At 57.0% G+C, this 25,768-nt stretch carries 21 protein-coding genes, 4 pseudogenes and 1 other annotated feature; of the genes and pseudogenes, 11 read left to right on the top strand and 14 right to left on the bottom strand.

Features of this window, described 5'->3' with window-relative positions; all coding sequences use genetic code 11:
• Positions 1-46: 46 nt before the first annotated feature.
• From J2J98_RS26745 to J2J98_RS26780, 8 genes and pseudogenes are all read left to right on the top strand, one after another.
• A complete protein-coding gene (locus tag J2J98_RS26745; protein ID WP_138396802.1) occupies positions 47-325 on the top strand; it encodes an acyl carrier protein in 279 nt (92 codons plus the stop codon).
• The gene (locus tag J2J98_RS26750; protein ID WP_138396803.1) at positions 326-1,537 is read left to right on the top strand and encodes a beta-ketoacyl-[acyl-carrier-protein] synthase family protein; all 1,212 of its coding nucleotides are present in this window, start codon (positions 326-328) and stop codon (positions 1,535-1,537) included. It abuts the gene before it with no gap.
• Between the two features lie 378 nt (positions 1,538-1,915).
• Positions 1,916-2,488: a nodulation O-acetyltransferase NodL gene (gene nodL, locus J2J98_RS26755; protein ID WP_138396804.1), complete on the top strand. Its 573-nt coding sequence runs from the start codon at positions 1,916-1,918 to the stop codon at positions 2,486-2,488.
• A 365-nt stretch (positions 2,489-2,853) separates the two neighbouring features.
• Positions 2,854-3,285: an IS66-like element accessory protein TnpA gene (gene tnpA / locus J2J98_RS26760; RefSeq protein WP_138396805.1), complete on the top strand. Its 432-nt coding sequence runs from the start codon at positions 2,854-2,856 to the stop codon at positions 3,283-3,285.
• Positions 3,282-3,638, top strand: coding sequence for an IS66 family insertion sequence element accessory protein TnpB (gene tnpB, locus J2J98_RS26765; RefSeq protein ID WP_138396806.1), 357 nt, complete (start codon positions 3,282-3,284; stop codon positions 3,636-3,638). Before tnpA ends, tnpB begins: the two co-directional genes overlap by 4 nt.
• Before the next feature lie 71 nt (positions 3,639-3,709).
• Positions 3,710-4,042, top strand: a pseudogene (locus J2J98_RS26770) (transposase domain-containing protein); the annotation flags it as partial.
• 379 nt (positions 4,043-4,421) lie between these two features.
• Complete coding sequence (glmS, locus tag J2J98_RS26775; protein WP_138396807.1) at positions 4,422-6,248, top strand: glutamine--fructose-6-phosphate transaminase (isomerizing); 1,827 nt, start codon at positions 4,422-4,424, stop codon at positions 6,246-6,248.
• Between the two features lie 74 nt (positions 6,249-6,322).
• Positions 6,323-6,808 (top strand): MaoC family dehydratase, encoded by a 486-nt coding sequence (locus J2J98_RS26780; protein ID WP_138333862.1) that lies wholly within the window; start codon positions 6,323-6,325, stop codon positions 6,806-6,808.
• 704 nt (positions 6,809-7,512) lie between these two features.
• Here J2J98_RS26780 and J2J98_RS26785 read toward each other — a convergent pair.
• From J2J98_RS26785 to msuE, 9 genes are all read right to left on the bottom strand, one after another.
• The gene (locus tag J2J98_RS26785; RefSeq protein WP_207603959.1) at positions 7,513-8,370 is read right to left on the bottom strand and encodes a calcium-binding protein; all 858 of its coding nucleotides are present in this window, start codon (positions 8,368-8,370) and stop codon (positions 7,513-7,515) included.
• A gap of 317 nt (positions 8,371-8,687) precedes the next feature.
• Positions 8,688-9,935: an SfnB family sulfur acquisition oxidoreductase gene (locus J2J98_RS26790; protein ID WP_207603960.1), complete on the bottom strand. Its 1,248-nt coding sequence runs from the start codon at positions 9,933-9,935 to the stop codon at positions 8,688-8,690.
• Between the two features lie 24 nt (positions 9,936-9,959).
• Positions 9,960-10,742, bottom strand: coding sequence for an ABC transporter ATP-binding protein (locus J2J98_RS26795; protein WP_207603961.1), 783 nt, complete (start codon positions 10,740-10,742; stop codon positions 9,960-9,962).
• 121 nt (positions 10,743-10,863) lie between these two features.
• Entirely contained in the window at positions 10,864-12,198 is a 1,335-nt protein-coding gene (locus tag J2J98_RS26800) for an ABC transporter substrate-binding protein (RefSeq protein WP_207603962.1), read from the bottom strand.
• A 99-nt stretch (positions 12,199-12,297) separates the two neighbouring features.
• Entirely contained in the window at positions 12,298-13,338 is a 1,041-nt protein-coding gene (locus tag J2J98_RS26805) for a branched-chain amino acid ABC transporter permease (RefSeq protein WP_207603963.1), read from the bottom strand.
• Positions 13,339-13,341: 3 nt separating this feature from the next.
• A complete protein-coding gene (locus J2J98_RS26810) occupies positions 13,342-14,238 on the bottom strand; it encodes a branched-chain amino acid ABC transporter permease (RefSeq protein ID WP_207603964.1) in 897 nt (298 codons plus the stop codon).
• Positions 14,238-15,131, bottom strand: a complete 894-nt coding sequence (locus J2J98_RS26815) for an ABC transporter ATP-binding protein (RefSeq protein ID WP_375337114.1) — start codon at positions 15,129-15,131, stop codon at positions 14,238-14,240. The genes J2J98_RS26810 and J2J98_RS26815 overlap by 1 nt, the downstream gene beginning before the upstream one ends.
• 162 nt (positions 15,132-15,293) lie before the next feature.
• Positions 15,294-16,397, bottom strand: coding sequence for a dimethylsulfone monooxygenase SfnG (gene sfnG / locus J2J98_RS26820; RefSeq protein ID WP_207603966.1), 1,104 nt, complete (start codon positions 16,395-16,397; stop codon positions 15,294-15,296).
• A 20-nt stretch (positions 16,398-16,417) separates the two neighbouring features.
• Positions 16,418-17,005 (bottom strand): FMN reductase, encoded by a 588-nt coding sequence (gene msuE / locus J2J98_RS26825; protein ID WP_207603782.1) that lies wholly within the window; start codon positions 17,003-17,005, stop codon positions 16,418-16,420.
• Between the two features lie 480 nt (positions 17,006-17,485).
• Between msuE and J2J98_RS26830 the strand changes: the two genes are divergently transcribed.
• Positions 17,486-18,307 carry a DUF3800 domain-containing protein gene (locus J2J98_RS26830; RefSeq protein WP_207603783.1) on the top strand — a complete coding sequence of 274 codons (822 nt, stop codon included), beginning with the start codon at positions 17,486-17,488 and terminating at the stop codon, positions 18,305-18,307.
• A gap of 488 nt (positions 18,308-18,795) precedes the next feature.
• On the opposite strand, the pseudogene J2J98_RS26835 reads toward J2J98_RS26830, so the two are convergent.
• Positions 18,796-19,412: pseudogene (locus tag J2J98_RS26835) on the bottom strand (FMN-binding negative transcriptional regulator).
• A gap of 242 nt (positions 19,413-19,654) precedes the next feature.
• Here J2J98_RS26835 and J2J98_RS26840 point away from each other — a divergent pair.
• Complete coding sequence (locus tag J2J98_RS26840; protein WP_207603784.1) at positions 19,655-21,130, top strand: efflux transporter outer membrane subunit; 1,476 nt, start codon at positions 19,655-19,657, stop codon at positions 21,128-21,130.
• 74 nt (positions 21,131-21,204) lie between these two features.
• Here the strand turns inward: J2J98_RS26840 and J2J98_RS26845 are convergent.
• Positions 21,205-21,468 (bottom strand): annotated as a pseudogene (locus J2J98_RS26845) (glutamine synthetase); the annotation flags it as partial.
• Positions 21,423-22,166 carry a two-component system response regulator VirG gene (virG, locus tag J2J98_RS26850; RefSeq protein WP_207603785.1) on the bottom strand — a complete coding sequence of 248 codons (744 nt, stop codon included), beginning with the start codon at positions 22,164-22,166 and terminating at the stop codon, positions 21,423-21,425. The pseudogene J2J98_RS26845 and the gene virG, both read right to left, overlap by 46 nt.
• An 829-nt stretch (positions 22,167-22,995) precedes the next feature.
• Between virG and J2J98_RS26855 the strand changes: the two are divergent.
• A pseudogene (locus J2J98_RS26855) lies at positions 22,996-23,287 on the top strand (transposase); the annotation flags it as partial.
• Positions 23,207-23,321 (top strand) — a sequence feature (AL1L pseudoknot). It overlaps the preceding pseudogene by 81 nt.
• A 124-nt stretch (positions 23,322-23,445) precedes the next feature.
• Here the strand turns inward: J2J98_RS26855 and J2J98_RS26860 are convergent.
• A complete protein-coding gene (locus J2J98_RS26860; RefSeq protein ID WP_207603786.1) occupies positions 23,446-24,651 on the bottom strand; it encodes an aminotransferase class V-fold PLP-dependent enzyme in 1,206 nt (401 codons plus the stop codon).
• A 163-nt stretch (positions 24,652-24,814) separates the two neighbouring features.
• Complete coding sequence (locus J2J98_RS26865) at positions 24,815-25,735, bottom strand: LysR family transcriptional regulator (RefSeq protein ID WP_207603787.1); 921 nt, start codon at positions 25,733-25,735, stop codon at positions 24,815-24,817.
• Positions 25,736-25,768: the final 33 nt, after the last annotated feature.

Here is a 25,768-nt window from a genome sequence, read left to right on the forward strand (position 1 = left end):
AAGGCCGGCGGCTTGTCGAAATTAGGCATGATGGAAAGGAACACAAATGGCTGATCAACTCACACTGGAAATTATCAGTGCGATCAATAAGCTCGTCAAAGCTGAAAACGGCGAGAGAACGACCGTAGCGCTCGGCGAAATAACGACTGACACGGAGTTGACTTCGCTTGGCATCGATTCGCTGGGTTTGGCCGATGTCCTTTGGGATCTGGAGCAAATCTACGGCATCAAGATCGAGATGAATACGGCGGATGCCTGGTCGAACCTCAACAATATCGGCGACGTGGTGGAAGCCGTCCGTGGCTTGCTCACTAGGGAGGTCTGAATGGACAAGCGCGTCGTTATCACCGGATTGGGCGGACTGTGCGGACTGGGCACCGATGCTTCCTCTATCTGGACGGAGATGCGCGAAGGCCGCTCCGCCATCGGCCCGATTTCAAATTCAGAGATTCATGAGCTGAAGGGGATGATCGGGACCGAGATCAAGGTGCTGCCTCAACACGACATTGATCGCAAGCAGCTCATCTCCATGGACCGCTTCAGCCTGCTTGCCGTGCTTGCAGCTAGAGAAGCCATGCGACAGGCCGGCCTTTCGTGCGATGAAGAAAATGCCCACCGTTTCGGCGCGACAGTGGGCGTTGGCTTTGGCGGCTGGGACGCTACCGAGAAGGCCTACCGCACCCTCCTACTGGGCGGCGCGACCCGCACTGAGCTATTCACTGGGGTAAAGGCAATGCCTAGCGCGGCTGCCTGTCAAGTAAGCATGAACCTCGGGCTGCGGGGGCCAGTCTTCGGTGCCACCTCCGCCTGCGCCTCGGCCAACCATGCGATCGCTTCAGCGGTAGACCAGATCAAGCTCGGTAGGGCGGACGTTATGCTAGCTGGAGGAAGCGACGCGCCACTCGTGTGGATCGTGCTTAAGGCATGGGAAGCAATGCGCGTACTCGCTCCAGATACTTGCCGGCCATTCTCCGCCGACAGGAAAGGACTAGTTTTGGGCGAGGGTGCGGGCATGGCGGTGCTGGAAAGTTATGAGCATGCCGCCGCCCGCGGTGCAACAATGCTTGCCGAGGTCGCCGGCATTGGCCTTTCCGCCGATGCCTACCACATCGCTGCACCAGCTGTGCATGGGCCGGAGGCGGCGATGCGCGCCTGCCTTGTTGATGCGGGTTTAAATGCCGAGGATGTAGACTACCTCAACGCCCATGGCACCGGCACCAAGGCCAACGATCAGATCGAAACGATGGCGATTAAGCGCGTCTTCGGTGACCATGCTCGATCGATGTCCATCTCTTCCACCAAATCCACTCACGCGCACTGCCTCGGGGCAGCAAGTGCGCTCGAAATGATTGCCTGCGTGATGGCGATCCAAGAAGATGTCGTGCCGCCGACCGCAAACTATCGCGAGCCGGATCCCGATTGTGACCTGGACATCACGCCAAATGTGCCCCGGGAGCGTAGGGTGCGCGTGGCCATGAGCAACGCCTTCGCCATGGGCGGCATGAATGCTGTCCTTGCGTTTAAGCAGGTGCAATGAAGTGAAGATCGTCACGATTGACCCCTTGTAAGGCCAGCTTCAAGTGCCTGAAGCAGGCGCCGCCGATTCCCGTCAGCGAGGTTTCGCTGCAATTCCCCAGATACTCGCGCATCTGAAAAATGTTGCGCAGCCACGCTATTCCGCTTTCACCACGTGTCGCGGGGAGCTGGAGCCTGACTATTTTCGTCGCCGGAGTTCTCACTCGGCTCGCCGGTCGACTAAAGTTGACGCCTCATCCTTTTCTGCCACGAACAAGGAGTGTTACTATCAATTCCACCTCCGCCTGCACCCGATATCGTGCCAGGTGCCAGCTAGCTTGATCGCGAAGTAGTCGCACTCAAGTACCGTCCTCCCGCTAACAAGATCTGAGAAGTGACGATGAAACGCAGCCAAAAAGAGAAGATGCTGGCAGGCGAAATGTACAACGCAGCGGACCCCGAGATCCAAGCCGAGCTGCTCCTCACCGGGGCTTGGTTGAAGCGGTATAATGACACGCTGGGCGACTCCGCCGAGCGGTGGAATGCGCTCCTTTTAGAACGATTGGGAGCAGTCGGGCTTGGAGCGGTTATTCGTCCTCCGTTCCACTGCGATTACGGGTTTAACATCCGGATCGGAGCTTGGGTCTACATCAATTACAACTGCGTCATTCTTGACGTGGCAGCGGTAACTATCGGTGACGGAACCGCAATTGGCCCTGCTGTGCAGATTTATACTGCGGACCATCCACATGATCCAGAGCAGCGCCAGGCTGGACTGCAGTTGGGACGGCCTGTCAGCATTGGCAGGCACGCCTGGATTGGCGGTGGAGCAATCATTCTCCCGGGCGTGACAATTGGCGATCACGCTGTCGTTGGCGCTGGTAGTGTGGTCACGCGAGATATTCCTGCAGGAAGCACGGCCATGGGAAATCCAGCTCGGGTCAAGGCTGGTGGACGCTTGCCGAAATCATAAAAGCAGGCGTTGGGGTAAATCCGGCGGTAAGGGGTAGTTTCTTTGCTTGTGCGAACGGAACTTCTGGGCCGCCATGGCCCTTGCGGTTCCAACTGTCGGCACTTTCAATCTGACGCAAACCTCTTTGCAAATGCGGCTGGGCAGCCCTGCTGACCGATTCGTGATCACGTTTGCATGCAAAGGGGCAATTACGACTTAGGGTCAACCCGCAGACCCATACCGCTTCACCTGCAGAAAAACGAATTGCCTCCGTGCACATGATGAAAGACAATTGGTCGTGCCGAATGACAGTAAGCGGTGCCTTGACCCCACCTTCCGGATCAGCGTGTGATTGTTGATGTTGTTGCCGAACGAGGCTTCGACATATGACGATTACAGGATTTACGCATGGCACCAGTGAAGATGTGCCGTTGCAACGGTTTGAGGTTTTCACGGGAACAGGCCGTCGCCGCGACTGGAGCGACGAGGAGAAGGACCGCATTGTCGCCGAGAGCTATAGCGGCGAGATGTCGGTCAGTGCTGTTGCGCGTCGGCATGGGTTGTCGCCCGGACAATTGTTTACCTGGCGTCGGCAGGTGCGAAGTCAGGCGAAGCAAGACTCGCCGTCAATGTTTGTGCCAGCGGTAATTGATCGTCCGGCAGAGCCACCCCCGACACGGCGAAAGACGATAACGAGGAGCGCACTTCCAATTGCGGCAATCGAGCTGGAGGTTGGCGGCGCGATCGTCAGGATCGCATCTGGCACGGACAGCGCGACCATTGCTGCCGTGAACCAGGCCTTGAAGGCTCAGTCGTGATTGGTCCGTCCGGTGCGGTAAAGGTGATGATCGCCACCAAGCCCGTCGACTTCCGCAAAGGTGCTGAAGGATTGGCAGCACTGGTGAAGGCGGAGATGGGTGCTGACCCATTCTCTGGCACGATCTACGTGTTCCGCGCCAAACGAACGGACCGGATCAAGCTGATCTTCTGGGATGGCAGCGGCGTGCGCCTGGTCGCCAAGCGGCTTGAGGATGGCGAGTTCCATTGGCCTCGAATGCAGGACGGCGCGATGCATCTGACGGCCGCACAGTTCTCGGCGCTGTTCGAGGGACTGGACTGGAAACGCGTTCATGCGCCGAGCGAAACGCGCACGCCGGTAAGGGCTGGATGACGGCCGCGACCATTTGAATCAGCACCATCCAGCCTCTCGATCCGAGCGGTAAAATATGCTGTTCTCGATCCATGACGATAACGGCGGACGAACTTCCGGATGACCTGAACGCGCTGAAAGCCATGGTGCTTTCGCGTGAGGCGGAGAATGCCCGCCTGCGTCAGATCATCAAGGAATTGCAGCGCCACCGCTTTGGTCGACGGGCAGAGACGCTTCCCGAGGATCAGCTTCTGCTTGGGTTTGAAGAAGCCGAGCAGGTCGAAGCCGACGGACTGGAAGAGAAGGAACAGGCTGCCACGGCTTTTCGCCAGTCGCAAGTTGCCAAGCGGCGCACGAACCGGGGCTCGCTACCAGCGCACCTGCCGCGCATCGAGGTCGTGGTCGATATCGATGACCACGCCTGTCGTCGACGACCTGCTGCCTTGGGTCTACGCCGCAACGCATGAACTCAAAGCCGTGGCCTGAAAACAGCGCTTACTAATGACATGCGCGCGGCATGTCGTCGGCAGATACCAATTCCTGTTGGCTCGAACATTTTCAGAGGCAGGCGCCCAAAACCCGGGCGAAGCTTATCATCGACACTTTGCAGAAGGCACCATTCACCGCATACAGCGTCAATCGACCCTACTGAGGGAGTCGCATCCATATCGTGGATGATAGCTATCGCAATAATCAATTTTACTAATCTGTTTGGATTTAATAGCACCCGCTGGAGGACACGCACCGAGCGGCGTCCGCCTTCCTGATTACCGGTCGGGGGCTCTTGGGACATGGGTGACAAGCATGTGTGGGATTGTTGGCATAGTGGGACATAAGCCCGTGTCGGAGCGGCTGATCGAAGCCTTGGAGCGGCTGGAATACCGCGGTTATGATTCAGCCGGGATTGCTACGATCTTCGAGCGAGAATTGCACCGACGCCGTGCAGAAGGCAAGCTCGGGAACCTTAAAGCGAGATTGAAAAAAGAGCCCCTGAGCGGCACTGTCGGCATCGCCCACACCCGCTGGGCGACCCATGGCGCACCGACAGAATGCAACGCTCACCCCCACTTTGCCGATGGCGTAGCCGTTGTTCATAACGGCATCATCGAAAATTTTTCCGAGCTGAAGGACGAATTGGCAGAGGTAGGGGCCAAGTTCCAGACCGACACTGACACCGAGGTGATTGCGCATCTCCTGACAAAATTCCGTCAGGATGGCATGGGATGCCTTGAGGCCATGCATGCCATGTTGAAGTGCGTCAAGGGCGCATTTGCTCTTGCCATCCTGTTTGAGGATGATCCAGCGACCATTATGGTGGCGCGCAATGGACCACCATTAGTGATAGGCCATGGCGATGGTGAGATGTTTTTAGGTTCCGACGCGATCGCTCTTGCTCCCTTCACCAACGACATCACATATCTGAACGATGGCGATTGGGCTGCTGTAGGCAAAACGAGTGTCCAGGTTTTCGATACGGAAGGCAACGTCGTTACGCGCCCACGGCACATATCGCTTGCTACCGCAGACCTGGTCGGCAAGGGCAATCACCGGCATTTTATGGAGAAGGAAATCTACGAGCAACCCGAGGTCATCGCCCGTGCTCTTGGTCACTATATCAATGTCAACGATAATCAGGTCAATGCCATTGCAACCGACATCGGTTTTGGCAGGGTTGAGAGCCTCGCAATTTCTGCCTGCGGCACTGCATATCTAGCGGGGCTCGTTGGCAAATATTGGTTCGAGCGCTACGCACGGTTAATGGTTGAAATTGATGTCGCCTCTGAATTCCGCTATCGCGAAATCCCGTTGTCGCTGCGGTCGGCAGCGCTCTTCATCTCTCAATCTGGTGAGACGGCTGACACGCTTGCATCGCTACGCTATTGCAAAGCACAAGGTCTGAGAGTAGGCGCTGTCGTCAATACCGCAGAATCAACTATTGCCCGCGAGGCAGATGCCATCTTTCCGATCCTCGCCGGGCCAGAGATCGGCGTTGCTTCTACCAAGGCATTCACCTGCCAGCTTGCTGTTCTCGCTGCACTAGCCATCGGCGCAGGCAAGGCGCGGGGCACAATCACGGACGACGAGGAGCAGGCGCTGGTCCAAAGTCTGGCGACGTTGCCCGGCGTTATGCGACGAGTGCTGAACGACATCAAGCCGCAGATCGAGCTCTTGTCACGGGAATTGTCGCATTACCGCGACGTGCTCTATCTCGGCCGTGGCACAAATTTCCCATTGGCCATGGAAGGTGCGCTGAAGCTCAAGGAGGTTTCCTATATTCATGCTGAAGGTTATGCGGCAGGAGAATTAAAACACGGTCCGATCGCCCTGATCGATGAAAATATGCCAGTCATCGTCATCGCGCCACATGATCGGTTCTTCGATAAGACTGTCTCCAATATGCAGGAAGTGGCCGCCCGCGGCGGCCGTATCATTCTGATCACCGACGAGACGGGTGCGTCGATGTCGAAACTCCCCACCATGCACACCATCGTGTTGCCTAATGTTGAGGAGATTATCGCGCCGATGATCTTTTCTCTGCCGCTGCAGCTTCTTGCCTATCACACGGCCGTCGTCATGGGGGCAGATGTGGACCAGCCGCGGAATCTGGCTAAATCAGTCACAGTCGAATGATTGTGACGATTTAATTCGCAACTCGCCTCCGAGAAAATCCAAGACTTGACCAGACATCAAATAAGTGAGGTCGTATGCACGAACTTTCGCTCGCCGACGTGCCGTCGCGAATTGGCCAGGAACTCGGTAAATCCGAATGGATCACCGTCGATCAAACCACAATCGATCTCTTCGCCGATGCGACACACGATCATCAATTCATCCACGTGCACCCGGAACGCGCAGCAGTCGAAAGCCCGTTTGGTGGCACTATCGCTCATGGCTTCTTGACGCTCTCGCTTCTGTCGGCGATGAACTTCAGCGGCATGCCAAGGATCCGCGAGCAGACCATGGGCCTTAACTACGGCTTAGACCGGGTGCGTTTCATGTCACCGGTTAAGACCGGTAGCCGCGTGCGCGGTCGCTTCGTTCTCTCTGAATGTCAATTTCGCGGCGCAAGCATGCTGGTGACCACTTACGAGGTGACGGTCGAGATCGAGAACGAGAGCCGACCGGCACTCACTGCCAATTGGATCACGATCATTCAGTTTGACCCAAACGACAGGCCTAAAGGAATTTGACGCCAGCCCGCGCCAGTTGCCTGGTCTACGGATAGTACCGCCATGGACCTAGGCGCTTTTTTTGCATTGAGCGTCTGTTTTCCCTTACGAACGCCTATTGCTTTCAGCCGGTTGACTAGACTTGCGCCGCAAGCAAGGCGGCAGACTGGCATCATGCGCGACATACCGTTATCAGCGAGATCACCAGGCTCGTTCAACGTAAATGATTGTTGAAGTAATGGCGGTTACTCATTTCCGGCCGAGCAGATCACCGAAGCCTGTCGCCAACGCCAGTATGTTGACGACAGCACTGTTAACCTTCCTCGAGGGAAGACGCACCGCTACCAAAAGGATGTGACCGCGTGGCCCCTCGCCATGGAGCCATGAAACGGGACGTAATCCTGCTAAGGCCCTCAACGCGGACTTTCACTAAGATGGAATTGCTTCGCGGCCCTGTACAGAAGAGGACGCTACGCAGGCGTCGCTCCTGATACCACGCTGGTCTTCAGCAGCAGGGCAACTTCGCCAGCATCTCACCATCCTCTCGACCAGGGTCGCGTCTTTTCGGTTGAACAACGCCGACATTGGACGCACGCGACCGGCCATTGGACCTTGTTCACGGGCCGGTGCATTCGATCACAAAATTACGTCGTTTCTATTTCCGTACTGCGCCACGTTGGAAAAGAGAAGCGCCCCAAGGGTGGAACGCTCCTCGGGTCTTCGAATTAAATGAAGCCGAAATTTTCCCCCGTAAACGAGGTAAGATCTGACATGTCGTGCAGATTGTCGACATGAGCGAAGGCATGCGCGTGGTTCGCGGAATCGACATAGGCTAGTGTCGCACCGTGAGTTTTGCCATCATGACCGAGAGTTTTTTCATCATAGTAGACAATGATGTCACCGCGGGCTTCCCCGTGAATAGCGGTCGCGGCGGCAGAGCTGGACGTGAACCCTCGATCGGTGATTACCACGACGTGCTCACCGTGCGCCTTCTCGGCCTCGCCATTGTAGAAAGTGTCCACAAATTCGCCTGGGAAACCCTTCGAATGGTTGATGAAATTTGCGCCAAACAGTTTCCCGTTACCGAAGTCACTGGCGTCCATGACAAAACGGTCTTGCTTCGGGTCGAAATCCGTCACAGTCGTATAGCAGTGCGTTGTTCCAACCATAGGATCGTGGAACCGAAACACGAAGGCGTCACCGTTTTCGCCGCCAGTCAAAACATCTGCGCCGTCACCAGCCGCTAGGATATCCTTCCCCTTTCCGCCGTCGAGCCAGTCGTCGCTCTCGCCGCTATGTGGTATTACGCGGCGCTGTTCGAAGGGGTTGAAGGCGACGTATGAGCCGTCGCTATACAGGACGTCGTCACCATCACCGCCATTGATTGCGTCTGAGCCATCCCCGGCCCAGACAATGTCATGGCCGTCCCCGGCCTCGATGCTGTCGTTGCCGCGTTCAGCCCAAATCAGATCATCGCCGCCGCCGGCTTTGATCCAGTCATTGCGATTGAGTCCATAGATTGTGTCGTCGTCATCGGATCCATTAATAATAAAGGGGCTTTTATCAGTGCCTTTGATCATCATCACATATACTCCTTATGAGGCAGCCGAAGCTGCCAGCACCCCTTATGTTTTCTAAGAGCCTATTAGTGAAATCCATTGATTTGATCTGAAGGATTTGAATGATGGATGCCGAAGTGTTTATCTCCGGACGACTGTGCGCCCTTCGTAGATGGCCGGCAGAATATGAAAAAGACTTAGGGCTATGACAATCGGCGGCCAAGCAGTGGCAACAATGTCCGCGACACCTCGTTGACGAAGGTGAAAGCTTCCTCCCGCGTATACGTTGCAGACAAATCTGCAGAGCACCTGATCTCAGGGTGCTTTGCAGATCGAAAACCTCAGCTCCAGGCATGGAGCGGTGGCTTCTCGCCATTCAGGAAATACTTACCCAAAATGGCGTACTTCCAGCGGACCGGGTCATGCAGAGTATGGGTGCGGGCGTTGCGCCAGTGGCGATCAAGCCCGTGCTCTGCAAGGGTTGAACGCGTTCCTGCCAATTCGAACAACTTGTTGGTCGCCGCAATCGCGATTTCAGTGGAAAGGATCTTCGCTTCGGCGGTAACGATCTGGGCTTCCGCAACGGTCTCCGCATTCGGATCCAGGATCGCCCGGTCAATGGCATAACCTGCCTTTTCAAGCAGCGCCTGCGCCGCATGCAGTCGTAGCGTCAAGTCTCCGATCGACTGGATCGTGTAGGGATCATCCCAGGCGTTGTCGACGCCGGAATCAACCCAGGCGCGGCTCTTGGTGCGCACAAAGCTGACAGTCTCGTCTATCGCGGCCTGCGCGATACCGGTATCGACCGCCACTTGGATAATCTGGAAGATCGCGCCGTCCGCGGTTGGCACCTCATACCCCTTGTAGCCGGGCACCACATGCGTCTTCGGCACTTTGACATTGTCAAGCAAGACCGTCCCCGACACCGTGGTACGCTGGCCGAAGGAGGACCAGTCGTCGATGACTGTCAGACCTGGTGCATCGCGCTCGGCAATCGCATACCAGGCCCTGCCCTCGTCGTCGAGGGCAACGATCGGCACAAGATGCGCGAGTAATGCCCCTGATGAGTAGAATTTCTGGCCGTTGACGACGACATGATCGCCAGCATCGATGAACTTGGTTTCGAAATCCACCGCGCGCTTGGATCCGAATTCGGAAAAGGCATTGCCGAAGCGCGTGCCCCTCAGCACTTCGGCGAACAACAACTTTTGCTGGGCTGGATCCGAAACCGTGCGGATCGCGGCCACGACGCCAAGGTGGTTTTGCGCGATTTGTCCGATCGATGAATCGGCCCCCGAGATGATCTCGATGACCTTCGCAAGAGTCGCATAGGAGACTTCGGGACCGCCGAACGCCTTCGGCACGTTTATCGACCAGAGACCGCTTTGCGAAAACGCGTCCAGTTCCTTCACCGGCCAGATGCGGTCGCGGTCGCGCACGGCCGAATCCTTGATGAACTCTGCCGCAAGTGTCTTCGCGATGGCAATCGCTTCGGCATCGGTCTTGACGATGTGGGCTAGTTCCGACGGGCGCGCAACAGGGGGCACAGCTTTTGCGGCATAGTCGGTATTAATAGTGGAAAGGGTCATGGGGGTGTCTCTTCTTGAATAGTGTTAGCCGACAACGGCCGGGATGGGGGGAGCCACGGCTCTCTTGCCGAGGTAGAAAGACTTGATATCGTCGCGCCCGCGCACATCCTGTGCGTCACCGGTCAGCACCGTGGCGCCGTTTTCGAGGATGATGGCGCGATCGGCATGTTTCAGTGCGATTGCGGAGTTCTGCTCCGCCACAAGGATGGAAAGACCCTCTTCGCGATTGAGGTGGCGCAGCGTCCGGAAAATGTCCTGGACGATGAGCGGCGCCAATCCCATGGATGGCTCGTCGAGAACTAGAAGGCGCGGCCGCGACATCAGCGCCCGGCCAATCGCCGTCATCTGCTGCTCGCCACCCGAGGTCAGGCCGGAAAGTGCACGACGCTTTTCCTTCAACCTGGGAAAACGCGTGTAGACCTTCTCGACGTCTTCGGCGATCTGAGCGCGCGTGCTGCCGCGGCCAAGCCCACCGGAGACAAGGTTTTCCTCGACTGTCAGGCTGCGAAAGCAATGGCGACCTTCAAGCACCTGCACGAGACCGGCACGCACCAGTGCAGCAGGGCTTGTGCGCAGGACATCGAGCCCGTCGAAGCGGATGCTGCCGGAAACGATCTGCCCACGTTCGGCTGGAAGCAGATTGGACAACGCCTTGAGTGTCGTCGTCTTCCCCGCACCATTCGCGCCAAGGAGCGCCAGGATTTCACCGCGCGCCAGGTGGAAACCGACTCCGTCGAGCGCGGTGATGGCGTTATTGTACGTCGCCTTCAGACCATCGACCGCAAGCAGGGTGGTTTCCAGAGCCATGATCGTGTTCCTCTTGCCTTAAAAGGCCGGATTGAGATAATGCGCGAGGTTGGAGAGGGAGGCACCATCCTCGCGCCCGGTTCTTCAAGCCTCGCCTGGTATCAGGCGCGGCTTGAAAGGATCAGTTGGTCGCCGCCTCGGCGTCCGCCGCCGTACGAAGCTTGATGCCCTTCTCGGCCGCGTAGGCTTCGGAAGACTTCTCGATGATGGGCCGCAACAGTGCCCAGTCCGGCGCGATCCAGTCAGAGACGACGTTCCACTTCTTCCCGTCCCATTGTTGGAACGTCACGTAACCGTTGCCTTCGTGATTGTCCCAGGTGACATTGATGGAGTGGAACAGGCCCTTGGCGCCGAGCGCCTCGACACGCGCCGGGTCGAGCTGCAGGTGTTCAAAGCCCCAGCGGACCTCGTCGCCGGTCAGCGTCCGTTTGCCGAACTTCTCCTGTGCGGTGCGGATTGCCTCGACATTAAGGATGCCGTTGACGATACCGAGGTTGTGGTAGACCGAGCCAATACGCTTCTTGTCTTCCAGGTTCCCCTTGCCGGCGTCGTAGATCGTTTTGACGATCTCCTGAACGACGGGGTATTCGGCTCCCGAAGCCTGTGTGGTGATCGCCGTATAGCCCTTGGCTGCATCACCAGCGGGGATGACGTCTTCTTCTGAATTGGACCAGACGTTTCCGATAATGTGATCCGCTGGGAAGCCAACCTTGGCTGCGGTCTTCAGCGCAACCGGGTTCATCACGCCCCAACCGCGCAGGACGACGTAGTCTGGCTTGGCGCGCCGGATCGTCAGCCACTGCGACTGCTGTTCGTTGCCTGGATGCGGCACCTCGATCTGCTGCAGCTCGAATCCGTATTTCTTCGCCAGCAGATCGTAGATGGGGATCGTCTCTTTGCCATAGGGCGAGCCGTGGTAGAGCACGGCGATCTTCTTGCCCTTCAGGCTTTCAAGCCCGCCTTCCTTGGAAGCGATATAGTTCACGATGCCGGAAGTTTCGCTGTAGGGATTGAGCAGCAGCGGGAAAACATAGGGGAAAACGCGGCCATCGGTCGAATCCGTGCGGCCATGGTTGATGGTGATCAACGGCACCTTGTCTGCGGTGATGCGATCGATCATCGCATAGGCAATGCCGACGGAAAGCGGGTTCCAGGCGGCAACGTTCGGGTTGCTCTTCAGGCGCTCGTACGCTTCGACGCCACGTTCGACCTCATACTGCGTTTCAGCTTCCGACCATGTCAGCTTAACGCCGTTGACGCCGCCGTCGCGCGTGTTGATCAGGTTCAGATAATCGATGAAGCCACCGAAGAAGCCGGTGCCGCCGGCAGCATAGGGGCCGACGCGATAGCTCTGGAGCGGAAAATATTGTTCGTCAGCACGGGCCATAGGCATGGCCACCGAAAAGGCGAGGCCGGCGGCAAGAGCCGCAATCTTGAATTTGGAAAGGATCGTCATTTTTGGACATACTCCGGGTATCGACCGGGGCAAGGCGCCGGTCCGGGTTGATCTGATGAAGGCTGTTGGCATTCGAGAGCCTTGATGGCTCCGTTTCGATCAGGACCGCACGATGGCGGCGCCGATTCGTTTTCGGACCCGATCCCACAGGGCGACGAGCCCATCCGGTTCGAGAATCAGAAAGAGGATGATGAGCGCGCCGAGCACGATGCGCTGGCTCATATCCAGCACGCCCGAATTGAAGATATCGCCGAGCAGGAAGGAGCCAAGCCGTGACAGGATCAACGGAAACACGACGATCAGCGCCGCTCCGAAAAAGGCACCGCGGATCGAGGCAAGTCCGCCGATGATGACGATGAACAGGACCTGGAACGATCGGTCGAGATTGAAACCGGCGGGCTCGACAGTGCGCAAATAGGCGAACGACCATAGGACGCCGGCGATGCCGATGATGAAGGAGGAGATTGCGAAGGCCAGAAGCTTGGTTTTCAGCACCGGCACGCCGATGATCCGCGCCGCTGTCTCGTTGTCGCGCAGGGCGATGAAATTGCGGCCGGTCTGCGAATTCACCAAACGATAGGCCAGCCAAGTGAGAACGGCGACCACCGTCAGCGCGAAATAGTATCGTCCGACCGGCCCATCGAAAACAAGACCGAAAACCGAAAGCTGAGGCGCATCGATGACGCCGGATGCGGAATCATTGGAGAACCAGCTGAATTTGGTCAGCGCCCACTGCACAAAAAACTGCGCGGCAAGCGTCGATACCGCAAGGTAAAAGCCCTTGAGGCGCAAGCTGGGAAGGCCGAATACCAGGCCGATGCCGGCGGCTGCTAGACCAGCAAGAACCATGCTGACGATCAAGGGCAGACCGTCGAAGCGAAGATTGAAGTTGAACGCGGCGAAGGCACCCATGGCCATGAAGGCAGCACTTCCCAACGACACCTGCCCCGCATAGCCAGTCAGGATATTGAGGCCGAGGCCGGCGAGGCTGAGCGCCAGAAACGGCAGCAGGATAGCCTCCAAAAGATAGTCGGACCCGATAAGCGGCACAACGACATAGGAGGTGGCAAGCCAGGCCAATGGCATCGCCCAGCGCGCGGGGAGGCGATATACCGGAAGATCGTAGGTGATCGTGGACATCGGTCAGACCCTTTCCACAAGCTTCTGGCCGAACAGGCCGGAAGGGCGCACGAGGAGGAAGGCGAGCGCGATGACATAGGCAAACCAGCCTTCGATACCGCCGCCGAAATACTCCCCGATATAGACCTCCGCCAGCTTCTCGGACGCGCCCATCAACAATCCGCCGACGATCGCGCCTAGGATCGAATCGAACCCGCCGAGGACGAGAACCGGCAAGGCCTTTAGAACGATCAGCGACAGGGAGAATTGCACTCCGACGCGGGCTCCCCACAACAGACCGGCGACCAGCGCCACCAGGCCTGCAGCGGCCCAGACCGTCGCCCAGATCCATGGCAGCCTCAACCCGACGGCCAGTGCGGCGAACTGGTCGTCGGCGACGGCGCGAAAACCAAGCCCGATGCGGGTGTAACGGAAGAAGACAGAGAGCAGCAGGACCATCGAGGCGGCAACGATCGCTGCGAAAATGTCGAACTGACTGATGTAGACACCACCGACATCGAACGGCACGTCCTCGATACCGAGGTCAAGGCCGTGCACCTGCGTACCCCAGATCAGTTGGGCAGCGCCCTCGATGACATAGGAGAGGCCGAGGGTTGCCATGAAGAGCGTGATCGGCGGTTTGTTGGTCAGCGGCCGCAACACCGTGCGCTCGACGGCAATTCCGATAACGACCATGATCGCGAAGGTGATCGCGAATGCTAGCGGGAAGGAAATGCCGCGTTCCGTCAGGCTGACGAAGGTCAGCGCCGCAAACAGGAGCATTGCCCCTTGCGCAAAATTGAGGACGCCGGATGTCTTGTAGATCAACACGAAACCGATCGCGACCAGCGAATACATGATGCCGGAGAGAAGGCCACCGACGAGGACCTCGGTGAAGAACAGCCAGTCGAAATCGGACATCAGATGCCCTCCCCGTTTTCGTTCTCAGGGGCGACACCGAGATAGGCATCGATCACGCGCTGGTCGCGCTGGACCTCGGCGGGCGTTCCATCGGCGATCTTGCGACCGTAGTCGAGCACGGCGACCCGATGGGAGAGGTCCATGACGATCCCGATATCGTGTTCGATCAGCACGACTGTCGTACCGAAACGATCGCGTGCAGCGCGCACGAAATCGGCCATCTCGTTCTTTTCGGTCGCCGTCATGCCGGCCATCGGCTCGTCGAGCAGCAGGATATCGGGCTCGGCCACCAGAGCGCGCGCCAATTCCACCCGTTTTTGCAGACCATAAGGCAGTGTACCGACCAGACGATCGCCAACATGCGAAAGGCGGAGGAACTCAAGCACCTCGAAAGCCCGACTGCGGGCATCCCTCTGTTCCGTGCGGGCTCGACCGAGGCCGACGATCTGTTCGACGAAGCTAGACCGCGTCTTGTGCGCTCGTCCAACCACGACATTGTCGAGAACGCTCAAACCCTTGAACAACGCCAGGTTTTGGAACGTGCGAGCAATGCCGAGACGGGCAAGTTTCTGCGTCGGGACCTGTGCATGGCGGCGCCCGGAGAGCCACACAAAACCGCGATCGGGTCGGTATACGCCGCTGATCACATTTATGATCGAGCTCTTGCCAGCACCGTTGGGTCCGATAATGGCGAGGATTTCGCCGCGCCGTACGGACAGATCGATATCCTTCAGGGCGACGACGCCACCGAAGGACAGATCAATGCCGGCCAGCTTCAGAACGATGCCGTCCTTTGCGCCGGCTTCAATGGGCGAGGTCCAGGCGCCGCCTGTTCCTCTGTCCAAGCCGGCCAAGTGCTCCTGAACGTCCGGCGGAAACGGCGCCGCTCCCAAGCCTCCGAAGGCAAATGTCATAGTGTGCACGCCCCTGCTTTCGCGGCGCGCCACGAGCCCACGGACTCATAGGCGCACGCTATCCCTAAACGAACCACCGGGTTCTTGGCCTGTCATTGTTTCAGGCCGCCAGCTTTCCAGTCGGCCGACAACGTATTGCGATTACTCGGCGGCGACTGCAGTCGCCGTTTCGGCTTCTTCCAACTCGCGGATCAACGGGATGACGTGCTTGCCGAAATACTCGACCTCTTCCTGGAAATGCAGGAAACCGAGAAGGATGAGGTCGGCGCCAGCGCGCTTCAGATTGATAACCCGCTCCGCGACCTGACGAGGTGTGCCGATGAGATTGGAACGGAAGCCATCATTATACTGAACAAGATCCTCGAAAGAGGATTTCGCCCAGTTTCCCTCACCTTCCGGCGAGGATTTTCCGGCTTTCTTCACCTCATGGCCGAAGGCGTTGACGGCCTCGGGATTGGCCTTTTCAATGATCTCGGCCAGAACGGCGCGGGCCTCCTCTTCGGTCTCGCGCACGATTGCGAAGGCATTGACCCCGACGCGCACCGAGTGGCCGCTGGCCTTTGCCTTACCCTGAATATCGGCGACCTGCTTTCTGATTTCCTCTGGCGTGTTGCCGTTGGTAAAATACCAGTCGGAAACACGCGACGCCATGTCGCGCGCCGCGCGCGAGGAGCCGCCCTGGAAGATTTCCGGCTGTGGATCGGTCGGCTTTGGCTTCAGCGAATAATTGTTGAAGCGATAGAAATCGCCGTGGAAGGTGAAATTGTCTTCGGTCCAGATGCCCCGCAGCGCGCGGATGAATTCCTCCGAGCGGCGGTAACGCTCGTCATGATCCAGCCAGTGTTCTCCGATCGCGTGGAACTCGCCGCGGAACCAGCCACTGACGATGTTGACGGCGACACGACCATTGGTGAGGTGATTGATCGTCGCAATCTGCTTGGCTGCCAGTGTCGGATTCCATGGTCCCGGCAGAATGGCGGCGATCACCTTCAGTGTCGTCGTCGATTCCAGCAGCGCATGGCTGAAGGAGACCGATTCATGCTGAAACTCGGCGCCGTAACCGGCGGTGAAGCGAACCTGGCTCAGTGCGTAATCGAAGCCGCTGGCCTCGGCGATCTGCGCCAGCTTTCTGTTGTACTCGATCGTCCAGCTGGTCCGTTGCTCGATGTTGGAAATGACGAGGCCGCCCGAAACATTGGGCACCCAGTACGCAAATTTGACCGGCTCTCTGCTGGCGTAGGACATGGTACTCTCCCTAGAAATGGCTAAGCTGACGCGGCGACGAGCGCTGGTCGGTTTCCATGGGCGCGGTCGGCAGCGGCGTTATCTGAGACCGGCAGCACCTGCGCGAGTTCTGAAACGGCGCGCTCAATGCGCTCGCGAACCGCAGGGCTGGTGATCTCATAATCCACGAAATCGCATTCAGTCGCGTAGATCGAAGTCGGCAGCGTCAGGGCGTTGAAGAAGCCGAACAGTGGGCGCAACTGATGTTCAATCATCAAACCGTGCAGCGGTGTGCCGCCTGTCGCAGCTAAAATGACCCGCTTGCCGGTTAGTGCGCGGTAGTCAACAAGATCGAAAAGATGTTTAAGAGCGCCGGCATACGATGCCCGGTAGACCGGCGACCCGACTACCAGGACATCAGCCGCCTCGACGGCGTCGATAATCGAACGCCCCGCGGCATCCAGCTGGTCGGATCGAAGCGCCTTGAATAGAACGGGAGCAGCGTCGACCAGCTCTATGGTTCGCCGTTCGAGGCCCAGCTTCGATGCCGCTGCTGCGACGACGGCCTCCACAACAGAGGCAGTTCGGGATGGTTGCTTGACATTGCCTGATAGCCCTAGAATTTTCATTTCGTTGCGCCTCAATTGTTGGCGTAGTTTATATATTTAATAGACTAATGACAACGACTGAATTCTAATATTCGTTCAAAGTGTGGAATTCTGATCCTGGAATTCCATGTCGACCGAAATAATAACTTAGCAGCAGTGCACGGTGCCCTCGATGTGGCGTTCGACGCGCCATTTGGCTACCGTTGTGTTGAAGATAATCGCACTATAGGAATTCGAACCATCCCAAAAATCTAAGCGGTCGATTTCCCTTAGATGCCTCCGTTCCGCTGCTGTGCGTGACCTTTTGCCGACCGCCGTCGTCAGAACCAGCCGCCTGACTACCGCCAGCTGCGTGCGACATTCCTCACCAACCGCCGCAAGCTTGACTAGGTACTGAGCGACATCAAGGTGTGGTGAAATGGTAAGTGAGCAAAAATTATGTATTTGGCGGTATCAGTAGTCGAGTAGAACGAATCCGATCGACTGCCACGAGAGATTGCCTTGCCTGTCACCTTGAACCTCTACCTCGACGATTCCGGTACTAGACATCCCACCCACAAGGTCGGGAAGAAAGCGGCGCACGGGTACGACTGGTTCGCACTCGGTGGAATCCTGGTTCGAAGTGACGCAGAGGAACATGCCCGAGACCTTCACGCAGAGTTCTGTGCGAAATGGGAAATCACCGCGCCCTTGCACTCCTCGGAAATCAGATCGCAGAACGAGAACTTCGATTTGCTACGGGGTTGGGAGAAGGACAAACTGAGAGCATTCTACGAGGAACTTTACATTCTGATGCGAGAGGCGCCCGTGGTCGGTATCGCGTGCACTGTCGACCGCCCCGGATACTGTGGACGATACCTCGACCAGTACAAGAAGAATCCTTGGATGCTCTGCAAAACCGCATTTACTGTCGTCGTTGAACGCGCCGCGAAATGCGCTATCGCCCAAGGCATGAAGCTGCGCGTGCATCCTGAGCGCTGCAACAAGGCTGAGGATGCGAACCTGGAGGGCTACTACAAGGCTCTAAAGGCGGAGGGAATGCCGTTCGCTAAGGAAAATTCCGATAAGTACGGCCCCTTGACCCCCGAGCAGTTGAACCAGACGCTCTACGAGTTCAAGACCAAGCAGAAGACTTCGCCGATGGCGCAACTGGCGGACCTGTATCTATGGCCGATCTGCATGGGCGGCTATCATGCCAGCAATCGTCCTTACCAGCGCCTGACCGACGACGGAAAGCTGATTGACTGCCATATCAAGGAAGACGAGCGGCCGATGCTCGGATCCAAATATAGCTGCTTTGAGAATGTCGAACGGAAGGCCTAAAAACTCAAAAAGCCTCCGACGTTTCCATCGAGGCTTTTGGGCGACCGCAAAGGCGATCTCATGGGCCAGGCCCGACTGAACAACTATCGTACCCCATGATTTGTTGCAAGGAATTTTTCGCTAAACTGAATTGACCTGACGGCGGTACGAACGCAACATTCGTCGAAATTGTACGAACTGGGATCGCTCGTTCCCTCGTAACCTATGACCAAGCCGCTGTTGTTGTCGACATCCCACCGCGCCATGACGCCCACCGTCACCGTCCGCGCGGCTGCCGCCTCCGTCGATGAGAAACTCGATCCCGACAACCTTGCCCGTAGGATAGCTTCTTGGAACACGATGTGTACGATCCGGCACAAAATGCTGCGATGTTGATGGTTTGGGGGCATTCGCTCTCGTGTCTCAAGCCAACTACGGATGACGAGCCAGCTAACTTATTGCTGCATTCCTAGGCCGATTTCCGCAATCTCACTCCCCAATTGCTCGCCTCAGCCGAAGATCATGTCAGAAACGATCTGATCGGTAGGGCTGCCGCTATCGCCAAGTCCCTGTTTCACCCCATTGCGATCGGCCGCAGGTCGATTTTGGCTCATTTTGCACTTTCCCTGCAGCGACACGACCGGCGGGCGAATACCATTAATGCCACGAATTTGAGCATGAATGTAGGCTTCGGGAGCGTCAGTGACTGACCAAGGTAGCGAGCGTGACACCTCGTGGATTCTCGTGAGGCGCGACACAATCTCAAATAGTCGTTCGGCTTCTTCGAAAAACTCGACCGGCCCGCAGGCGTGAACCGCTGTGTAATTCCACGTTGGGACAACCTTCCCATGCTCTGCTTTCGAAGCGTACAAGGACGGCCTCACATAGGCGTCCTGCCCCATAAAGACTGCAGTCTATGGCCGATGACAGAAGCCTGCCACTGCGGGTTCGGTCGCGCCAGATGTGCATAGAGGACGCCCCTTTCTCCCTCGGCCTCATCGAGGAATATAGGTAAGGGAGTGGCCATCGGCCCGTTGGGTGTAGCCGTCACGAAATTGGCGAGGCGACAAGTGCAAATATGCGTTCTGGACTCGTCAATGGTGTCATAGCCAGCGTCCTTCCTCAAAGCCCCGAGACTTTAGGCTTCCTGTCGGAGTCTGGCCGGCTTTCTGGCGACTTATTACAAATGTAGTCAAATGGGGGAGGACAACGGTTGTAGACTTGTTGCTTTGGCTGCACGCGATTTCGTAGTCTCACGCTCGAATTTTTCGCCTCGATCGACTGCGTCGGCAATTGTGCGCTTGCATCATTCTTCGGGCAGGCGAAACGGGTTTCACTTGAATTGTGCTGTAATCGAGGTTGATTGAAATGCATTCGCTCCCTCTAACCGCTGCGGTGTTGCCGCTGCTTTTGTCATCTTGCATGCTCGGGCCCGACTATGCATCGCCGGAAACGCCTTTACCGTCGAAGTTTTCCGAGGGTGCAAAACAGAGCGTCGGCGATGTTGCGGTGTCGGCATGGTGGAATTCCTTTTCAGATCGTACGCTCAACCAGTACGTTGCCACCGGCCTGGATGAGAACCTCAGTGTTCAGCAGGCGCTCGAAAGGATTAATGCCGCCGCCGCGGACGTCACCATCACTGGCGCCGGGGGCTTTCCCAACCTTGATTTTGGAGCATCACACACGATCTGCAAAGCGCGAGATGTCACGAGCACCCAGAATATCTCCGGGGGGCAACTATCGTTGACCTGGCTGCTGGACGTATTCGGCCAGTACCGGCGCAGCACCGAAAGCGCACTTGCTTCTCTTGATTCTGCGCATGCGGCTGTCGACGTCGCAAAGCTGGCTCTAATCAAAGATCTTGTTTCCTCCTACATCGACGCCCGGTACTACCAGCAGCGCGTCTCCATTTCTCGAGCGAACCTGAAGTCGCGCCAGGAGACCTACGATCTCACGAATTTTCAACTCGAAGCGGGAGCAGCTTCCCGGCTGGATGTCTCGCAGGCCGAAGCGCTTGTCCAGTCGACGATTGCCGAATTACCAAGTCTGGAACTGAATTTCCGCGTGTCGGCTCATCACATTGCTACCCTCATCGCCTTGCCGTCGGAAATGGTGGTCAAGCAACTGCAGAAAAACGAAGGGCAGCCGGTCTATCGCGAAAAGATCAATGCCGGAATTCCCGCCGATCTTATTCGCAATCGACCCGATATTCGCGAAGCTGAGCGGAATCTCGCTGCGGCGACTGCAAAGATCGGCGTGGCGGAAGCACGGCTTTATCCCGCGATAACGCTCTCCGGCTCGATCACACCTTCCTATATCAATCAGCGTGGCCGTCGCGGCGATATCTCGAAATGGTCCTTCGGGCCGAGCCTTGACCTCCCGATTCTGGACGGCGGCCGTTTGCGGGCAAACGTGGAGACTTCTAAATCGGCCGCGGCAGCAGCCTACATACGCTGGAAATCAACCGTGCTGACAGCTGTGCAGGAAGTCCAGGACGCTTTGACAGCCGCCCGACGCGACGTTCGCACAGTAAACTCACGTCACAGGCAAGTGGAAACGACCGAAGAAACACTGAAGCTTTCGGTGGACTCGTACAAGGATGGCGCCTCGTCTCTGCTCGATGTTCTCGACGCGCAAAGGCAGGTGTCCAGCGCTCAGGCAGGCCTCGCTACGGCAATCCAAAAATTGGCCAAGGATCACGTGCAGTTGAATGTCGCAATCGGCGGTGTTTTTGCGGCTCCCATGGTCGCGTCGCCCTGGGTGGAGGCTTCGCGGGTGTCGCAGCAAATGCAAACGTCCGGTCGCACTCGCAGTAGTCGAGCATTGCATTGTGAGATGTTTTAACCTGATCACGTCATTGGCGCGCCAGCGCCCGAGTTGCATTGGCGCCGGCGGGGAGGCCGGCGCCGTATTAAAACTTAGGATGCAGCCGAAGCGGAGTCGGAGGGGATTTCTCCGAGATGGTCTTCAGAATCTGCGAAGCGAGCTTGTAGGGCGCGCCTGGGAGTTCGGGCGGCGATCTTCGAGGTAGCCCTTGTAGTGCTTCCTGAGAAGGAGTGTGGCACGCGAATCGAAGCACCTCGGTCGGCAACGCCGTAGGAGAACTTGTTCCACGAAGCCGTGTTATGCTTGCCGGTCAGGCGCTTGTCGTTGTCAGGACCGTAGACGCTGATGTGGTCCATATGCCCACGTCAGCGTCGAAAAAATAGCCTGCGCCCCGGGCTGTTTTAATTAGACGGGGGTTGGCCGGATCTGCTTCAAGCTTTCGGCGCACGCGCAAAATGAGGACATCAACGCTTCGGTCATACACCTCTTCTCCCCGGACACGGCTCGCAAGTAGAAGCTGTTCTCTCGTCATAACGTCACGTGGCCTTTCCAAAAAGGCTACTAAAAGATTGAATTCACCGGCCGTCAACTTGACCTCATCGCTTTCTTCAGAGGTTAACTGACGCTGCCTAAGGTTCAAAGTCCATCCGGAAAAATGAAAGGAACGTCGATCTTTTGCCCGTGGGCTGATAGGCCGCCGGCGCAATGCTACGCGGATACGGGCTAAGAATTCGCGCATTCCAAAAGGCTTCGAAATGAAATCAGTTGCGCCGAGCTCCAGTGCAACAACTCGATCTGCCTCCTCAAGGCGGTCGCCACTAATGGCAATGATGGGGATATCCCATTTCACCGTCATATTACGCACGATGTCCGATCCATCTTCACGACCCAGATTAAAATCAAGAACCACAAGGTCAACCGGTTCACATGCGAGCACACGTTTCAGCTGCCCACTATCGCTGACTGCGGTTACCTTAAAGGCATGCAATGTCAGATACTCGACAATAAGATTGCGCATGGCGAGGTCGTCATCGGCGACAAGAACGTGTTTCAATCGCGTACCTTTCAAACTTATCTACGCTGGCAACTCCAGGCTACTGGTTTGTATTCGCTCGTTTCCAATGAAGTCACCAGTTCCGTGCACGCTTGAGAAGCGACCCAAAGTTCGCGATTTGGTGAAAGACACAATTGGTCGCAAATATTCTGCCAGCGGCGCATCCGTTAGAAACAAACTTCTTGGTCCGCCAACTCACGCGCGGCCGTTCGTCGAGGAATGCGCAACGATGACAACGAGGCCCGACAGGCCGGGTGTTGGCCTTAAAGCGTGATGTTAGCGACGTGCTTTCGATGCGATCTATCGGTTCCACTTCGTTTGACGCGGTTGATAGGATGCGAGAGTTGTAGCCGATTGAGCGGGACGACTATTTTTGCGGCCCGAATTCGATCATCTAATGCTCTTCCGATGAAAGCGTCGCGTTTCCCGGTGGTAGCGAATCTCAGTGCTTTTAGCGTGGTGTATGACATTGAGTTGGCATTCCAGCCCATTGCAGCGAGCTTCTTCCTGCTGTTCATCCAAGCACGCTTGAGCAGGGTTGGCCGGGCAACGTGACACGATGTCGTCGCGTTATAAATGGAGGAGCACTGTGGGCGATACTAACCAATCCGGGCCATCCTGCACTCCTTGACTCGTCCTTTGCCGCCTTCGAATTTGTCGACGTCAGTCTTCCTAAGTGATTCAATGATATTGGTGAAATTGATAGTTTGAATGAAATCCATCCACGGAACGGATGCTTAAATGACGCAACGCCTAAATGCCTGGAGCCGTTTGATGTGAACCGTGCATGATTGCCGGACGCTCCAACTTTTGAGAAAGTGGAGCCGGTATGAGCAAGACAACGAACAAGTTTTCACCGGAAGTCCGCGCCCCCGCCAAGATCGGCTGCACTGCGCAGACGTTCAGTGGGAGGGGTGAAGAAGGCCGGGTGGACAATGGTCCCCGACTTGGGCTCCCAAGCGACGTCGCCGAAAGGATGAAGGCGCTGGAGCGGAGAACCGTGAGCTTCGGCTGGCCAACGAGATTTTGTGCAGAGCGTCAGCATTTTTCGCGATGGCGGAGCTCGACCGCCCATTGAAGCGATGATCTCGTTCATCGACGAACACCGCGCAGTGTTCGGGTCGAGCCGATCTTCATCGGTTTTGAAGCTTGTCGTTCTGATGGAAGGTCAGGGCGGCGTTGCGTTGGCATGATCCGCTTAACACGTGCGAACGGAAGGTCGCATCAACTGCTTTGCCTTTTTGCAAAGATCCGCTCATTCGTCAGGCGAGCAAATCTGCTATGAGGCAATACCAGCAATCGCCTCCAGGAACGCATCAATCTCTTCCTCGGTATTGTAATAATGTGGCGACGCTCGCACCACGGGCGGGAGTTGTCGCGTATAGGCGTCCACGGGTGTACTAGAGGGCGGGGAAACCGAGACGTTGATTCCGTTGCCAGCCAGGTAGGCCATGACGGCTGGCGAATCCCAGCCGTTAACGGTGAATGAGATGATGGACGCGAGCGGCGCCCCAAGATCATGTACGGATACGGCACGCATCCCCCTCAGACCTTCCCGAAGCCTTGAAGAAAGGTGACTGCAGCGCGCTTCGATGTTTTCGAGCCCTATTTCGAGCGCGTAATCCACTGCTGCCCGCAGGCCGAGACGAACCGAATAGTTCTTCTCCCATGTTTCAAAACGCCTGGCATCAGGTCGCAATTCGTATCGATCCGGACCAGTCCAGGGCGCGCCATATAGGTCGATCATGGCTGGCTCGATCTTATCCAGGAGTGATTTGCGCATGTACATGAATCCCGTTCCCCGTGGGGCTCGGAGAAACTTCCTGCCGGTAGCAGTCAGGATGTCGCACCCGAGCGCGTTGACATCGATCGGGATTTGACCCGCAGCTTGGCATGCGTCGAGCAGATAGAGAATGCCATTTTCGCGCGCTATTCGGCCGATCGCTGCTGCTGGATTGATAAGCCCGCCGTTGGTCGGGATCCAGGTAACCGCTATCAACCGAACGCGATCATCGATCATTTTCGCCAGTGCGTCCGGATCAAGGACCCCAGAAGCGTCATTCGGAATGACTTCGATCGATACACCGGTGCGCCTGGCAACCTGCAGAAAGGCGATGTAGTTGGCTGCAAATTCGGCACTTGCCGTCAGGATCCGGTCTCCAGGTCCGAAAGCGAGGGAATAGAAGGCGCGTTGCCAAGCGATCGTCGCATTTTCAGCTATCGCAATCTCGTCACGGGCGCAGTTTACGAAGGTGGCCAAGCTGTCGTATGTCCCCTCCAGTAGAGAGTTGGCCTCAGCTGCGGCTTCGTATCCGCCGATCTCCCCTTCCCGGCTTAGGTACCCAACCACCGCTTCAATAACAGGGCTCGGCATCAGCGCAGCACCAGCATTGTTAAGGTGGTTTCTGTTTTTTGTGCCGGGGGTATCAGCACGCAAGCGAAGAAGGTCCAAAGTCTTGCGAGCGTCGCGGCTGATTTGCGACATGAGGGATTCCTTCCTTTGATCGAGCGTCAATCTTGTTGACGCAATCGGCGCTGTCACGGAAGCTGACAACTTCGCAACCCGATGTGCAGAATTGAGCGACGGGGCGTAAGCGTCCGCCAATTCAGCCGGCCAGAGCGCTCCGCGCAGTCCGATTTGCGAAACTTCACGAAGACCAAGGTGAGTTTCTCAGAAGGCGTTGTTCGTCTCGACGAACCAGCTCTTTCACGAATTGCTTTACGGCTCTCACTCTTGGAAGATAGGCTAGGTCTTGATGTGCAGACATCCAGATCTCGCGCTCGCCGCTCAGCTCGTCGAGCACTGGAACGAGACCCAGGTTTAGACTGAGTGCGAATTCGGGAAGGGCTACAATTCCTGCGCCCGCAGACGCCGCGAACATCTGCGACATCATGCTATTTGAGCTGAACGCAATTTTTGGGGTGGGTACGAGTTCCTCTAGCCAGAGCACGCTTTCGAGCTGAATCAGCTCCTCGATATAGCCAACAAAGCGGTGCTCGCTAAGGTCCGCCGCCTGAGAGGGAACGCCATTTCGCTCAAGATAAGCCTGCGAAGCGAACAACCCAGTCTTGAAACGTCCGATCAGCTGACTGTCGAGAGAAGTTCCATGGGGCTTGAAGAAGCTTAGGAATAAATCAGCTTCCCGGCGAGCGACCCGAACGGTTTGCGGCGATGTTACAAGCTCGAGGTCTAGATCAGGGTACCGGCTACTGAGTTCAACGAGGCGCTCGGAGAGATAAAGCGTTGCGATGCCTTCCATGGTGGCCAATCTGACTGTGCCGCGTATTTCGTCACGATTGCTTACGTCGCTGCGAAGAGCATTCACGCCGTTTTCGATTTCCTCCGCTCGCCGCATTGTAACTAGGCCGGCCGATGTCAGGAGAAGTCCATCTTTGGTCCGTTCGACGAGTGCACTGCCAACCGTATATTCCAGGCGAGCAAGTCGACGAGATACGGTGGAGTGGCTGACTTTTAGTTCGCGAGCGGCGCCGGTCATGCTCTTGCACCGGACGACGATAAGGAAGAGTTTGAGATCGTCCCAATCAAGATGATCGATTGCAGTCGCCATGCTACCTCCGTCTATTTTTGCACAGGGTAGTGC

This window comes from Rhizobium bangladeshense, assembly GCF_017357245.1.
Classification (GTDB): Bacteria; Pseudomonadota; Alphaproteobacteria; order Rhizobiales; family Rhizobiaceae; genus Rhizobium; species Rhizobium bangladeshense.

Excerpts from the sequence above, each read along its gene's own strand:
- J2J98_RS26745 (WP_138396802.1), top strand. The coding sequence starts at position 47 with ATGGCTGATCAACTCACACTGGAAATTATCAGTGCGATCAATAAGCTC.
- J2J98_RS26860 (WP_207603786.1), bottom strand. The coding sequence starts at position 24,651 with ATGTCGCAAATCAGCCGCGACGCTCGCAAGACTTTGGACCTTCTTCGC.
- tnpA (WP_138396805.1), top strand. The coding sequence starts at position 2,854 with ATGACGATTACAGGATTTACGCATGGCACCAGTGAAGATGTGCCGTTG.
- J2J98_RS26780 (WP_138333862.1), top strand. The coding sequence starts at position 6,323 with ATGCACGAACTTTCGCTCGCCGACGTGCCGTCGCGAATTGGCCAGGAA.
- nodL (WP_138396804.1), top strand. The coding sequence starts at position 1,916 with ATGAAACGCAGCCAAAAAGAGAAGATGCTGGCAGGCGAAATGTACAAC.
- J2J98_RS26785 (WP_207603959.1), bottom strand. The coding sequence starts at position 8,370 with ATGATGATCAAAGGCACTGATAAAAGCCCCTTTATTATTAATGGATCC.
- J2J98_RS26805 (WP_207603963.1), bottom strand. The coding sequence starts at position 13,338 with ATGTCCACGATCACCTACGATCTTCCGGTATATCGCCTCCCCGCGCGC.
- J2J98_RS26795 (WP_207603961.1), bottom strand. The coding sequence starts at position 10,742 with ATGGCTCTGGAAACCACCCTGCTTGCGGTCGATGGTCTGAAGGCGACG.
- glmS (WP_138396807.1), top strand. The coding sequence starts at position 4,422 with ATGTGTGGGATTGTTGGCATAGTGGGACATAAGCCCGTGTCGGAGCGG.
- J2J98_RS26865 (WP_207603787.1), bottom strand. The coding sequence starts at position 25,735 with ATGGCGACTGCAATCGATCATCTTGATTGGGACGATCTCAAACTCTTC.
- J2J98_RS26810 (WP_207603964.1), bottom strand. The coding sequence starts at position 14,238 with ATGTCCGATTTCGACTGGCTGTTCTTCACCGAGGTCCTCGTCGGTGGC.
- msuE (WP_207603782.1), bottom strand. The coding sequence starts at position 17,005 with ATGAAAATTCTAGGGCTATCAGGCAATGTCAAGCAACCATCCCGAACT.
- J2J98_RS26750 (WP_138396803.1), top strand. The coding sequence starts at position 326 with ATGGACAAGCGCGTCGTTATCACCGGATTGGGCGGACTGTGCGGACTG.
- sfnG (WP_207603966.1), bottom strand. The coding sequence starts at position 16,397 with ATGTCCTACGCCAGCAGAGAGCCGGTCAAATTTGCGTACTGGGTGCCC.
- J2J98_RS26790 (WP_207603960.1), bottom strand. The coding sequence starts at position 9,935 with ATGACCCTTTCCACTATTAATACCGACTATGCCGCAAAAGCTGTGCCC.
- J2J98_RS26840 (WP_207603784.1), top strand. The coding sequence starts at position 19,655 with ATGCATTCGCTCCCTCTAACCGCTGCGGTGTTGCCGCTGCTTTTGTCA.
- J2J98_RS26800 (WP_207603962.1), bottom strand. The coding sequence starts at position 12,198 with ATGACGATCCTTTCCAAATTCAAGATTGCGGCTCTTGCCGCCGGCCTC.